The sequence below is a fragment of the Streptomyces asiaticus genome (genome assembly GCF_018138715.1).
GTDB classification, from domain to species: Bacteria; Actinomycetota; Actinomycetes; order Streptomycetales; family Streptomycetaceae; genus Streptomyces; species Streptomyces asiaticus.
Genome location: NZ_JAGSHX010000006.1, coordinates 4,616,821 through 4,629,432, shown reverse-complemented (window position 1 = coordinate 4,629,432; position 12,612 = coordinate 4,616,821). Strand labels below are relative to the sequence as shown.

The window sequence follows — 12,612 nt, the reverse complement described above, 5'->3', positions numbered from 1 at the left end:
TAGTCCGTTGCGTTTCGCGGTGAATCCGAGCCTACGCCGCCGGGTAGCCGCACAGATGTGGGCTACACCTGCTCATTCGCTCGGGTTTCAGCCACTCAGTCGGACCGGCATGATCAGGTACTTGTACGCCTCGTCCGCCTCGGCGTCCATGGCGGGCTTGCCACTCAGCAGGGCGGGCTTGGTCGAGGTGGTGAAGGACAGCTGGGCGACCGGCGAGTCGATCGCGCTGAGGCCGTCCAGCAGGAACGTCGGGTTGAAGGCGATCGAGATGTCGTCGCCGTCGAGCTGGGCGTCCACCCTTTCCACAGCCTGTGCGTCGTCGCTGGATCCGGCCTCCAGGATCAGCACGCCCTGCTCGAAGCTGAGCCGCACCGGGGTGTTGCGCTCGGCGACCAGGGCCACACGCTTGACGGCCTCGACGAACGGGGCGGTCTCGATCACCGCGACCGAGTTGAACTCGGTGGGGAAGAGCGTGCGGTACTTCGGCAGGTCGCCCTCGAGCAGCCGGGTGGTGGTACGGCGCCCGGCGCCCTCGAAGCCGATCAGGCCCTCGCCGGCGCCCGAGCCGGAGAGCGCGAGCGCGACGGTGTCACCGCTGGTCAGCGACTTGGCGGTGTCGAGGAGCGTCTTGGCGGGCACCAGCGCGACGGCGGAGATGTCGGGGGTCTCGGGCTTCCACAGGAACTCGCGGACCGCGAAGCGGTAGCGGTCGGTGGAGGCCAGCGTGACGGTGTCACCCTCGATCTCGATCCGCACACCCGTGAGCACCGGCAGGGTGTCGTCACGGCCGGCGGCGATGGCGACCTGGGCCGCGGCGGAGGCGAAGACCTCACCGGGGACGGTGCCGGTCGCGGTCGGCATCTGCGGCAGTGCCGGGTACTCCTCCACAGGCAGGGTGTGGAGTGTGAATCGCGAGGAGCCGCAGACCACGGTCACCCGCACGCCGTCGCTGGAGATCTCCACAGGGCGGTTGGGAAGGGCCCGGCAGATGTCGGCGAGGAGGCGGCCGGAGACGAGGACGGTGCCGTCGTCCTCGATGTCGGCCTCCACCGAAACGCGGGCCGAGACCTCGTAGTCGAAGCCGGAGAGGCTGAGCGCGCCTTCCTCCGCCTTCATCAGGATCCCCGCGAGGACGGGCACCGGCGGTCGGGCCGGGAGGCTGCGGGCCGTCCAGGCCACTGCCTCCGCGAGTACATCGCGCTCCACCCGGATCTTCACCGTAAGCCGCCTCCTGCTGTTGCTGGCTCGCCCTGCTGGCCTTCGTCGTCGGCTGTGTTGCCGGAGACCAGTCTGACGCACGCCGCCGACAGTCGGTGCGGCTCGGGGTCAAGTCGGTGTGCGGGGTGTCGGGCGGCTCGGCCCGAGGTTGTGCACAGGCCCCACTTCGAAGCGGTTTCCTCGCTATCTCTATGTGGTCGTAGTAGTAGGCCCTGTGGAAACCGTGGAAAACTCGATCGGCCCTGGTCAGAGGCGATTTTTTGTCCACCGGGCCTGTGGGTGGAGGCGGTGGACAACCAGGGCTTTCTGTGGACGCCGAAGAGTTCTGCACATGCGATGCACAGACATCGCCCGGTTCTCCCCAGCGCCGTCCCCAGTTTTACCCACCTTCCCCACAGCCCAACCCGCCTCTTCGGTGTGACGCCTTTCACTCGGCCTGGTGACCGTGGCCGTTTCGTTGCCGAACAGTGGACAGCGGTGTGGAGAAGCTGTGGGCAACGGGCCTTCGGCTGTGGGTTGTCGGTGGACAAGCTGACGCGCGGCCTGTGGGCAGCTCGATCGTCCACAGTCTGTGGACTCCCGTTAGCCACAATTCCACAACCGGCTGACCTCGGGAGATCCCCTTTCCACCGGACGCCCTGTGGACGCGATCGGGACAACTCCCATGTCCCCAGGGTGTGGACGGTGGATGAGCTGTGGATCTGTGGAGAACCGGGTCGGCCGGGCAGGGAATCGAACAGCTTCGTAGCGGTGAACGACGAGGGACGGCGCTGTGACGAGGCGATGTGACGAGGCGATGTGACGAGCGGAGACGGCGAAGGGCGCCCCGGGAGATGTCCGTCCCGGAGCGCCCTTCAGCGGTTCGCGGTGGCCCTGAGGGCCCCTCTCAGCCGTTCTTGATGCGGTTGGTCAGCTCGGTCACCTGGTTGTAGATGGAGCGCCGCTCGGCCATCAGCGCCCTGATCTTGCGGTCGGCGTGCATCACCGTCGTATGGTCGCGGCCGCCGAACTGCGCGCCGATCTTGGGCAGCGAGAGATCGGTCAGCTCCCGGCAGAGGTACATCGCGATCTGCCGCGCGGTGACCAGCACCCGGCTGCGGGAGGCGCCGCACAGATCGTCGACCGTGTGCCCGAAGTAGTCGGCGGTCGCGGCCATGATCGCGGTGGCGGTGATCTCCGGGGCCGCGTCCTCGCCGCCGGGGATCAGATCCTTCAGCACGATCTCGGTGAGTCCGAGGTCCACCGGCTGCCGGTTCAGGCTCGCGAAGGCCGTCACTCTGATCAGCGCGCCCTCCAGCTCACGGATGTTGCGGGAGATCCGCGAGGCGATGAACTCCAGCACCTCCGGCGGCGCGTTCAGCTGCTCCTGCACCGCCTTCTTGCGGAGGATCGCGATGCGCGTCTCCAGCTCCGGCGGCTGCACATCGGTGATCAGGCCCCACTCGAAGCGGTTGCGGAGCCGGTCCTCCAGGGTGACCAGCTGCTTGGGCGGCCGGTCGGAGGAGAGCACGATCTGTTTGTTGGCGTTGTGGAGCGTATTGAAGGTGTGGAAGAACTCCTCCTGCGTCGACTCCTTGCTCGCCAGGAACTGGATGTCGTCGACCAGCAGGATGTCCATGTCGCGGTAGCGCTTGCGGAACGCGTCCGCCTTGCCGTCGCGGATGGAGTTGATGAACTCGTTGGTGAACTCCTCCGAGCTCACATAGCGCACCCGGGTGCCGGGGTAGAGGCTGCGCGCGTAGTGCCCGATGGCATGCAGCAGGTGGGTCTTGCCGAGGCCGGACTCGCCGTAGATGAACAGCGGGTTGTACGCCTTGGCCGGGGCCTCGGCGACGGCGACCGCCGCGGCGTGCGCGAAGCGGTTGGACGCACCGATGACGAAGGTGTCGAAGAGGTACTTGGGGTTCAGCCGCGCGGTCGGCTCACCGGGGCCGGACGCGGGCGCGGGCTGGGCGGCGAGCGGGCCGGGGGCGCCGGTCTGCGAGGGCAGCACGGGCGGTCCGCCGCGGGCGCGCTCGAGCGGGTCGGGCAGATCGTGGCGCTGCTCGTACGGCGGGCGCTCGGGGCTCGCCCCGGGGCCGGGGATGCCACCGGGACCGCCGCCGTGACCGTGGCCGTGGCCCGGCCCGGGGCGCTCGGCACCCGGGCCGCGGTAGTCGCCGCGCGGCTGCTCGTACGGCTGCTGGTCGTAGCCGGGCTGCTGGTCATAACCGGGCTGCTGGTCATAGCCGGAGGAGGCACGCTGGGAGGCGTACGGGTCGCTCTCGGGGAAGCCGCCGAGCCGGGGCTGCTGCCAGCCGTAGTCGTCACGGCCCCGCGGCCAGGCGCCCGGCTCGGGGCGCGACTGCTGATACCCGGGGTACGCGGGGCGGGCCGACGGAAGATCGTCCGGCGCCTGGCGGCCATAGCCGTCCCGGCCGTCGTAGCTCTCGTAGGACTCGCGCTGCTCGCGCTGGGGCTGCGGGGGGACGATCGGTTCGCCGGCGGACTCGTCCACGGTGATCGCGATGCGGATCGGGCGGCCGCACTCCCGGCTCAGCGTCTCGCTGACGACGGGGGCCAGCCGGCCCTCCAGTACGCCCTTGGCGAATTCATTGGGGACGGCGAGCAGTGCGGTGTCGGCGACCAGCGCGAGGGGCTGGCACCGCTTGATCCAGTGCTCGTCCTTGGCCTCGACGCCTTGTCCGCCCTGCCCGGAGCCCTCTCCCAGCAGCCGCTCGAGCACTCGTGGCCACACTGCGGCAAGATCGGCGGGTACGTCAGCCACAGGGCACGCTCTCTCACTCGCTGGGTGGGGGACGCCGACAGGTCCTACGAATGCGTGGTCTCGGGACGGGCGTGAAGGAATCGGAGCTCAGCCACGGTAGTCAGGCCGGGGTGCGCGGTTCAAGTCGTTGTCCACAGGGTGTGTACAAATGTGCCATGCGATGTCGCCGGGCGTTCCCTTGCCCCTAGGCTGTGGTGGACAGCGCGCTGTCAGGGTGTCGGCCACCGGTTTGACCGGATGGCGTAACCGCGCGTACCGTAACCAGGTCGAGTTGTCGATGGCTGCTGCCGCCTGCCTCCGATGGGCAAGGATTCACGGGCTGATGACCCGTGGTCGTGAAGCGGTGCACTCGGGCGTATTGCGAGCTACTCGTGGGCGCACGGTGACAGCCAAGCGATAGACCTCCACCATCCGATTCATTTCTGGAGCCCCCGAGTGAGCAAGCGCACCTTCCAGCCGAACAACCGTCGTCGCGCGAAGACCCACGGCTTCCGGCTGCGGATGCGCACCCGTGCCGGCCGCGCGATCCTCGCGTCCCGCCGTGGCAAGGGTCGCGCCCGCCTGTCGGCCTGAGCAGCCTGACCCAAGGTCCATGACGTGCTGCCTACCGAACATCGGCTGAGGCGGCGCGAGGACTTCGCGGCCGCGGTACGCCGAGGACGCAGGGCCGGGCGCCCGCTCCTTGTCGTGCATCTTCGTACCGGCCTCACCAGCGGTGATACGGACCCGCACGCATCCGGGGAGAGTGCTCCTCCGGCGCGTGCGGGTTTCGTCGTAAGCAAGGCGATCGGCGGCGCCGTCGTCCGCAATCTGGTGAAGCGGAGACTGCGCCATCTGATGCGGGACCGCATCGACCGATTTCCCGCAGGTAGCCTTGTGGTCGTACGGGCGCTGCCCGGCGCGGGTGAGGCGGGTCACGACCAGCTGGCCCGCGATCTCGACACGGCAGTGCAGCGGCTACTGGGAGGGGTGCCGCGATGAAGTACCCGCTGCTGTGGTTGATCAAGCTGTACCAGTGGACCATCAGCCCGATGCTGGGACCGGTCTGCAAGTACTACCCGTCGTGCTCGCACTATGGCTATACGGCCATCAACCGGCACGGCGCGGTAAAAGGAACGGCGCTGACGGCCTGGCGCATCCTGCGCTGCAACCCATGGTCACTCGGTGGCGTCGACCACGTCCCGCCCCGGAAGCGTCCGGTGTGGCACCAGCGGCTGCGGAACCGTCTCGGCGGGCATCCGGCTGTGGAGCCTGCCGCACAGCCCGAGACCCAGCCCAAAGCCCAAGGAGCCTGATTCGTGGACACGATCCTCGGTCCTCTTTATGACGTAGTTTCCTGGATCATCGTCCAGTTCCACTCGTTCTACAGCTTGATCTTCGATCGGGACAGTGGCTGGGCGTGGGGTCTGTCCATCGTTTCGCTGGTGGTGCTGATCCGGATCTGCCTGATCCCGCTGTTCGTGAAGCAGATCAAGTCGACGCGGAACATGCAGGCGCTCCAGCCCAGGATGAAGGCGATCCAGGAGCGCTACAAGAGCGACAAGCAGCGCCAGTCCGAAGAGATGATGAAGCTCTACAAGGAGACGGGTACCAACCCGCTCTCGAGCTGTCTGCCGATCCTCGCGCAGTCGCCGTTCTTCATCTCGCTGTACCAGGTGCTCAACCACATCGCGAACAACAGGACGGTCGGTGTCATCGACCAGTCGCTGCTGGACAGCGCCCGTAACGCCCACATCTTCGGCGCTCCGCTGTCGGTGAAGTTCATGGACTCGGCCTCGAAGGTCGAATCCCTCGGCGCCTCGCTGACCGACGTCCGCATCGTGACGATCACCATGATCGTCCTGATGTCGGCCTCGCAGTTCTTCACCCAGCGCCAGCTGATGACCAAGAACGTCGACCTCACGGTGAAGACGCCGTTCATGCAGCAGCAGAAGATGCTGATGTACGTCTTCCCGATCATGTTCGCCGTCTTCGGCATCAACTTCCCCGTCGGTGTCCTCGTCTACTGGCTGACCACCAACGTCTGGACCATGGGCCAGCAGATGTTCGTCATCCGCCGGAACCCGACCCCGGGCAGTGTGGCCTTCAAGGCCCGTCAGGAGCGGCTGCGGGCCAGCGGCAAGCTGAAGGAGGAGCCGGCCGAGGTCGCCGCGAAGGAGGCGGCCGAGACGGCGCGTGCCAACCGTCAGCAGCCCAAGCGCCAGACCAAGGCGCAGCGCTCCACGACCGGCCACAGCAGGGCCAGCTCGCAGCCGGCCTCCTCGGCCTCCTTGGAGAAGTCCACCGAGGACAAGCCCGCCGAGAAGCAGGGCCCGGCGCAGAAGAAGGGCGCGCAGGGCGGCAAGCCGGCCGGCGGCGGCTCGGCTTCCGGGTCCTCCCGTGGCTCGAAGTCCGGCCAGCGCAAGGGCCAGCAGCGCCCCAAGCACCCGTCCAAGAAGTAACGAAGGAGTCCATCCGTGACGGAAGGCACCACCCCGGCAGCCGAGGGTGTCGACACCCTGACCCGCCTTGAGCAGGAAGGGGAGATCGCGGCCGACTACCTCGAGGGGCTGCTGGACATCGCGGACCTCGACGGCGACATCGACATGGACGTCGAGGCCGATCGCGCAGCGGTGTCGATCATCAGCGACTCGACCAGCCGTGATCTCCAGAAGCTGGTCGGCCGCGATGGCGAGGTGCTGGAGGCCCTTCAGGAGCTGACCCGCCTCGCGGTGCACCGGGAGACCGGCGACCGCAGTCGGCTGATGCTCGACATCGCCGGATACCGGGCCCGTAAGCGTGCCGAGCTCACCGAGCTGGGCACCAAGGCGGCCGAGGAGGCGAAGGGCACCGGGCAGCCGGTGAAGCTCAAGGCGATGACGCCCTTCGAGCGGAAGGTGGTGCACGACGCGGTGGCCGCTGCCGGTCTGCGCAGCGAGTCCGAGGGCGAGGAGCCCCAGCGCTGCGTGGTCGTGCTTCCGGTCTGAAGCGGTTCCGCCTCGTGATCCACACGGCCCCGTCTGCACGCAGACGGGGCCGAATCTTGTCAGCCTTACATCATCGTTCAGCAGAGTGTTCGGTACGGAAGGACGGTCCCCGTGACGGAAGCAGCGGAGCTCCCCCCGGCGCCCCCCGAGGCAAGGGACGTATTCGGTGACCGTTTCCCGGAGGCTGTCCGCTACGGCGAGCTGCTGGCCGATGTGGGCGTGACCCGTGGGCTGATCGGCCCGCGTGAGGTGCCGCGGCTGTGGGAGCGGCATCTGCTGAACTGTGCCGTGCTCTCCGAAGTGGTGCCCGAGGGCGTCACCGTCTGCGATGTGGGCTCGGGCGCCGGGCTCCCCGGTATCCCGCTCGCTCTGACCCGTCCCGATCTCCGGATCACGCTGCTGGAGCCCCTGCTGCGGCGGACCAACTTTCTGCGGGAAGTGGTGGAGCTGCTGGGACTGGAGCATGTGACGGTGGTGCGTGGCCGGGCCGAGGAGGTCCTCGGCAAGCTGACCCCGATGCATGTGGTGACGGCTCGGGCGGTGGCCCCGCTGGACCGGCTGGCCGGCTGGGGAGTTCCGCTGCTGCGCCCGTACGGCGAGATGCTGCTGCTGAAGGGCGATACCGCCGAGGAGGAGCTGAAGCAGGCCCGGGCCGCGCTGGGCAAGCTGGGCGTGGTGGGAACCTCGGTGCTGCATGTCGGCGAGGGAGTGGTGGACCCGCCGTCCACGGTGGTGCGGGTCGAGGTCGGGGAGAGTCCCGGGGGTGTGCGCTTCGCGGCGAAGCGGGCCAAGGCGGCTCGCCGGTCACCGCGCCGTCGTCCCTGAATCAGGAGCATTGCTCCATACAAGCTGGCAAAACTACACATACCGGAGTGTCGTGACCCATTGACGAGGCCTCCCGTGCATCGTGTTTCACGTGAAACGTCGCTCCCTGCTGCATGGAATCATCAGTCGCGGTCGCGCGGCGGCCTTGCCCCGCGACCGCCGACCCCGTATCAACGTGGATTCATCCACAGGAGAACAGGCCTCGCTGGTTCACGACCCCAAAAGCATGGCAGGCTCTGCTTATTGCGAGCCTGATGTCGAGGAGAGTGAATCCTTGCGGTCCGACGCCAACATCGCGGGGCCGATGACCGATCCGGTCCCCGGCCCCCGTACCGAATCGCCGGGGGAGGATGTTTCACGTGAAACGCCGCCTCCGATGGACGACACCCCTATCGGCCGCGCCGCTCAGCTGGCGGTCGAAGCCCTGGGCCGCGCCGGTGAGGGGCTGCCCCGGCCGGAGCAGACCCGGGTGATGGTGGTCGCCAACCAGAAGGGCGGGGTCGGGAAGACCACGACCACGGTCAATCTGGCCGCCTCGCTCGCCCTGCACGGTGGTCGCGTGCTGGTTATCGATCTCGACCCACAGGGCAATGCCTCGACGGCGCTGGGGATCGACCACCATGCCGAGGTTCCATCGATCTATGACGTGCTGGTGGACAGCAAGCCGTTGTCCGATGTGGTGCAGCCGGTCCCGGATGTGGAGGGACTCTTCTGTGCTCCGGCCACGATCGATCTCGCCGGCGCCGAGATCGAGCTGGTCTCCCTGGTGGCCAGGGAGAGCCGACTTGAGCGGGCCATCGAGGCGTATGAGCAGCCGCTGGACTACATCCTCATCGACTGCCCGCCCTCGCTGGGCCTGCTGACGGTCAATGCGCTGGTGGCCGGCGCGGAAGTGCTGATCCCGATCCAGTGCGAGTACTACGCGCTGGAGGGGCTGGGGCAGCTGCTGCGGAATGTGGATCTGGTGCGGGGCCATCTCAACCCCAAGCTCCATGTCTCGACGATCCTTCTCACCATGTACGACGGTCGCACCCGGCTGGCCTCCCAGGTCGCCGACGAGGTGCGGAGCCACTTCGGCGGTGAGGTGCTCCGGACGAGCATTCCCCGATCGGTGCGCATCTCCGAGGCGCCCAGTTATGGGCAGACCGTCCTCACCTATGACCCGGGGTCAAGCGGGGCGCTCTCCTATCTGGAGGCGGCCCGCGAGATCGCCCTCAGAGGTGTCGGCGTGCACTACGAAGAGCACGCCCATGCCTTGCCCGAGCTCAGCCAGCACGACCAGCACAGCAGCATGCAGGAGGGGATTCAGTGAGTGAGCGACGCAGAGGACTGGGCCGTGGGCTCGGTGCCCTGATCCCTCCCGCGCCGAAGGGGGCGGACAACGCCGCGTCCTCGGCGGGGGCGGGAACGGGAACGGTCACGACGACCGGGGCCACCACCTCACCGACCGCGGTCCCGGTGCTCACCCAGGAGCGCGGAGTGGCGGCGGCCAAGGTGACCGGACTGGCCACGCAGACCGTTCCACAGGAAACCGAGCCCGCGCCGCGGGAGCAGGAGCCCGAGGCCGTCGCCCCGGAGGAGATGCCGGAGGAGGTGGCCGGGGCTCACTTCGCCGAGCTGCCGCTGGACTTCATCACCCCCAACCCGCGGCAGCCCCGTGAGGTCTTCGACGAGGACGCGCTGGCCGAACTGGTCACCTCGATCCAGGAGGTCGGTCTCCTCCAGCCCGTCGTCGTACGGCAGTTGGCGTCGGAGCGCTATGAGCTCATCATGGGCGAGCGGCGCTGGCGGGCCTGTCGTGAGGCCGGTCTGGAGAAGATCCCCGCGATCGTCCGGGCCACCGATGACGAGAAACTCCTCCTGGACGCGCTGCTGGAGAACCTCCACCGGGCCCAGCTGAACCCGCTGGAAGAGGCGGCGGCGTACGACCAGCTGCTGAAGGACTTCAACTGCACGCATGACGAGCTGGCCGACCGCATCGGGCGCTCGCGCCCGCAGGTCTCCAATACGCTGCGGCTGCTGAAGCTCTCCCCGTCCGTCCAGCGCAGGGTGGCGGCCGGGGTTCTCTCCGCGGGCCATGCCCGGGCGCTGCTCTCCGTGGACGACCCGGAGGAGCAGGACCGGCTGGCCCATCGCATCGTCGCCGAGGGGCTCTCGGTGCGTGCGGTGGAGGAGATCGTCACCCTGATGGGATCGCGCTCGGGCGGCACGACCAAGCCCAAGAGCCCGAGGGCGGGTGCGAGGGTGTCCCCCGCGCTCACGGATCTGGCCTCACGTCTCTCCGATCGGTTCGAGACGCGGGTGAAGGTCGACCTCGGCCAGAAGAAGGGAAAGATCGTCGTCGAGTTCGCCTCAATAGAGGATCTCGAGCGGATCCTCGGCTCGCTGGCCCCCGGTGAGGGGCCGGTGCTGGAGCAGCCGCTCTCATCCGAGGGCGGAGCGGAGGACGAGGACGAGTGAGGCGCTGCCCGTGCGGTTCATGCCGTACGGCAGGGCAGCGCGGGGCGGGTCGCGTTCCGACATGGTCGGGACGCGACCCGCTGTTTGCTCAAGGGCGGTATCGGTGCAATCTCGGCACGGATACGATGCGATCAGGTAGGGCGGATCCATGTGGAGGCGCCGCATGTGGAGGGCAGGGCCATGCGATCGGTGAGCCGCACCGGACTGTTGGCCACAGGATTGGGCCTGGGGGCTGTCGGCGGTTTCGTCGGCAGTCTGCTCAGGGAGCGTAGTGCGCTGTCAGCCGCCCGTGGCGCGGCTGGCCACGGAAGTGAAGGACTGGCTTCATGGGGCGTCGGCTCGTACCGCTCACGCTGGACAACCTCCCGGACATCCCCAAGCGCTGCCGCGCCTGTGTCTTCTGGGAGCTCGATCCGGTCAGCGGCGAAGCAGCCGTAAGGGCCGGCCGGCCGGAGCTGGAGAAAGAGGCATGGATCTCCGCCGTGCTGCTGGAGTGGGGTTCCTGCGGCCGGGTGGTCTATGTCGATGAGGTCCCGGTGGGCTTTGTGCTGTACGCGCCTCCGGCGTATGTGCCGCGCTCCACGGCCTTCCCGACCAGTCCGGTCGCGGCGGATGCCGTCCAGCTGATGACGGCATGGCTGATGCCCGGATACCAGGGGCAGGGGCTGGGCCGGGTGATGGTGCAGACCGTCGCCAAGGATCTGATCCGCCGGGGGTTCAAGGCGGTGGAGGCGTTCGGGGACGCCACCTGGAAGGAACCGGCGTGTGTGCTGCCCGCCGATCATCTGCTGGCCGTGGGCTTCAAGACCGTACGGCCGCATCCGCGCTACCCCCGGCTGAGGCTGGAGCTGAGGACGACGATCTCCTGGAAGGAGGATGTCGAGCTGGCGCTGGACCGGCTGCTCGGCGCCGTCCAGAAGGAGCCCGCGCTTCGGCCGCTGTAGCGGTTCCACGTGAAACACGAAGGGGCTGCCCGATGGGCAGCCCCTTCGTGTATGAGGGCGACGCGTGGCGTGCTCAGCCGATGAAGTCGGCCAGGTCGCGCTCGATGGCGGCCTTGGGCTTGGCGCCGACGATGGTCTTGGCGACCTCGCCACCCTGGTAGACGTTGAGCGTCGGGATGGACATCACGCCGTACTTGGCGGCCGTCGCCGGGTTCTCGTCGATGTTGAGCTTGGCGATGACGATCTTGTCGGGGTGCTCGGCCGCGATGGCTTCCAGGGAGGGGGCGATCTGGCGGCACGGACCGCACCAGGCGGCCCAGAAGTCGACGAGTACCGGCTTGTCGCTCTTGAGGACCTTCTCCTCGAAGTCGGCGTCCGTCACGGTGACCGTGGCACCGGCCATGGCTATCTCCTTAGTGAGTTGGTGCAGAGGTGGGAAGCGGAGTCAGACGGTGGCGTCGCCCTGGCCCAGCGAGGCGAGGTACCGCTCGGCGTCCAGTGCCGCCGAGCAACCGGTGCCGGCCGCGGTGATCGCCTGACGGTAGATGTGGTCCACGACATCGCCGGCGGCGAAGACACCGGGCAGGTTGGTCCGGGTGGTGGGCGCGTCCACCTTCAGGTACCCGTCGTCGTCCAGGCCCAGCTGGCCCTTGAACAGCTCGGTGCGCGGGTCGTGGCCGATCGCGATGAACAGTCCGGTGACCGGCAGCTCGGAGGTCTCGTTCTTCTTGACGTCGCGGATCGTGAGGCCGGAAAGCTTGCCGTCGCCGTGGATCTCCTCGACCACGCTGTCCCAGATGAACGAGATCTTCGGGTCGGCGAAGGCCCGCTCCTGCATCGCCTTGCTGGCGCGCAGGGTGTCCCGGCGGTGGACCACCGTGACCGACTTGGCGAACCGCGACAGGAAGGTCGCCTCCTCCAGGGCCGTGTCACCGCCGCCGATGACGGCGATGTCCTGGTCCTTGAAGAAGAACCCGTCACAGGTGGCACACCAGGAGACACCGCGGCCGGAGAGCTCGTCCTCGCGCGGCAGCCCCAGCTTGCGGTGCTGAGAGCCGGTGGTCACGATGACGGTCTTGGCCCGGTGGACCGTACCGGCGGAGTCGGTGACGGTCTTGATCTGCTCGCTGAGGTCGACCGCGGTCACGTCGTCCGGAACGAGCTCGGCGCCGAAGCGCTCGGCCTGGGCCCGCATGTTGTCCATCAGGTCGGGGCCCATGATCCCGTCCCGGAAGCCCGGGAAGTTCTCCACATCGGTGGTGTTCATCAGGGCACCACCCGCGGTCACGGAGCCTTCGAAGACCAGCGGCTTCAAGGAAGCGCGGGCGGTGTAGAGCGCGGCCGTATAGCCCGCGGGCCCGGAACCGATGATGATCACGTTGCGGACGTCGCTCACGGATGTCTTCCTTGTCTCTGCCGACTGCCGGACTGC

At 68.1% G+C, this 12,612-nt stretch carries 13 protein-coding genes; 9 read left to right on the top strand and 4 right to left on the bottom strand.

Translation table 11 applies throughout. The annotated features are described in order from the left end of the window. Positions 1-87: 87 nt before the first annotated feature. Positions 88-1,218 carry a DNA polymerase III subunit beta gene (gene dnaN / locus KHP12_RS26940; protein ID WP_086883066.1) on the bottom strand — a complete coding sequence of 377 codons (1,131 nt, stop codon included), beginning with the start codon at positions 1,216-1,218 and terminating at the stop codon, positions 88-90. Between the two features lie 886 nt (positions 1,219-2,104). Beyond that, on the bottom strand, positions 2,105-3,985 hold the full coding sequence (dnaA, locus tag KHP12_RS26935) for a chromosomal replication initiator protein DnaA (protein WP_037954591.1): 1,881 nt from the start codon (positions 3,983-3,985) through the stop codon (positions 2,105-2,107). A gap of 435 nt (positions 3,986-4,420) precedes the next feature. Between dnaA and rpmH the strand changes: the two genes are divergently transcribed. From rpmH to KHP12_RS26890, 9 genes are all read left to right on the top strand, one after another. Further along, on the top strand, positions 4,421-4,558 hold the full coding sequence (rpmH, locus tag KHP12_RS26930) for a 50S ribosomal protein L34 (RefSeq protein WP_003949374.1): 138 nt from the start codon (positions 4,421-4,423) through the stop codon (positions 4,556-4,558). 24 nt (positions 4,559-4,582) lie between these two features. After that, a complete protein-coding gene (rnpA, locus tag KHP12_RS26925) occupies positions 4,583-4,966 on the top strand; it encodes a ribonuclease P protein component (RefSeq protein ID WP_037954594.1) in 384 nt (127 codons plus the stop codon). After that, positions 4,963-5,280, top strand: a complete 318-nt coding sequence (gene yidD, locus KHP12_RS26920) for a membrane protein insertion efficiency factor YidD (RefSeq protein ID WP_020869966.1) — start codon at positions 4,963-4,965, stop codon at positions 5,278-5,280. Before rnpA ends, yidD begins: the two co-directional genes overlap by 4 nt. 3 nt (positions 5,281-5,283) lie before the next feature. Then, complete coding sequence (gene yidC, locus KHP12_RS26915; RefSeq protein ID WP_086883065.1) at positions 5,284-6,426, top strand: membrane protein insertase YidC; 1,143 nt, start codon at positions 5,284-5,286, stop codon at positions 6,424-6,426. Between the two features lie 15 nt (positions 6,427-6,441). Then, a complete protein-coding gene (locus KHP12_RS26910; RefSeq protein WP_020869968.1) occupies positions 6,442-6,951 on the top strand; it encodes a Jag family protein in 510 nt (169 codons plus the stop codon). Positions 6,952-7,062: 111 nt separating this feature from the next. Then, positions 7,063-7,776 carry a 16S rRNA (guanine(527)-N(7))-methyltransferase RsmG gene (gene rsmG, locus KHP12_RS26905; protein ID WP_037954600.1) on the top strand — a complete coding sequence of 238 codons (714 nt, stop codon included), beginning with the start codon at positions 7,063-7,065 and terminating at the stop codon, positions 7,774-7,776. Positions 7,777-8,002: 226 nt separating this feature from the next. Next, a complete protein-coding gene (locus tag KHP12_RS26900) occupies positions 8,003-9,088 on the top strand; it encodes a ParA family protein (protein WP_086883064.1) in 1,086 nt (361 codons plus the stop codon). After that, entirely contained in the window at positions 9,085-10,236 is a 1,152-nt protein-coding gene (locus KHP12_RS26895; protein WP_037954606.1) for a ParB/RepB/Spo0J family partition protein, read from the top strand. The genes KHP12_RS26900 and KHP12_RS26895 overlap by 4 nt, the downstream gene beginning before the upstream one ends. Positions 10,237-10,562: 326 nt before the next feature. After that, positions 10,563-11,180, top strand: a complete 618-nt coding sequence (locus tag KHP12_RS26890; RefSeq protein WP_037954609.1) for a GNAT family N-acetyltransferase — start codon at positions 10,563-10,565, stop codon at positions 11,178-11,180. 73 nt (positions 11,181-11,253) lie between these two features. Here the strand turns inward: KHP12_RS26890 and trxA are convergent, their stop codons facing one another. Both trxA and trxB read right to left on the bottom strand, forming a co-directional pair. Beyond that, positions 11,254-11,583 (bottom strand): thioredoxin, encoded by a 330-nt coding sequence (gene trxA / locus KHP12_RS26885; protein WP_014061966.1) that lies wholly within the window; start codon positions 11,581-11,583, stop codon positions 11,254-11,256. Between the two features lie 42 nt (positions 11,584-11,625). Then, positions 11,626-12,576, bottom strand: a complete 951-nt coding sequence (gene trxB, locus KHP12_RS26880) for a thioredoxin-disulfide reductase (RefSeq protein ID WP_086884463.1) — start codon at positions 12,574-12,576, stop codon at positions 11,626-11,628. Positions 12,577-12,612 lie beyond the last annotated feature (36 nt).

What these genes read in the sequence shown, in the direction of transcription:
- yidD (WP_020869966.1), top strand. Translation starts at nt 4,963, where the DNA reads ATGAAGTACCCGCTGCTGTGGTTGATCAAGCTGTACCAGTGGACCATC.
- KHP12_RS26900 (WP_086883064.1), top strand. Translation starts at nt 8,003, where the DNA reads ATGGCAGGCTCTGCTTATTGCGAGCCTGATGTCGAGGAGAGTGAATCC.
- KHP12_RS26890 (WP_037954609.1), top strand. Translation starts at nt 10,563, where the DNA reads ATGGGGCGTCGGCTCGTACCGCTCACGCTGGACAACCTCCCGGACATC.
- trxA (WP_014061966.1), bottom strand. Translation starts at nt 11,583, where the DNA reads ATGGCCGGTGCCACGGTCACCGTGACGGACGCCGACTTCGAGGAGAAG.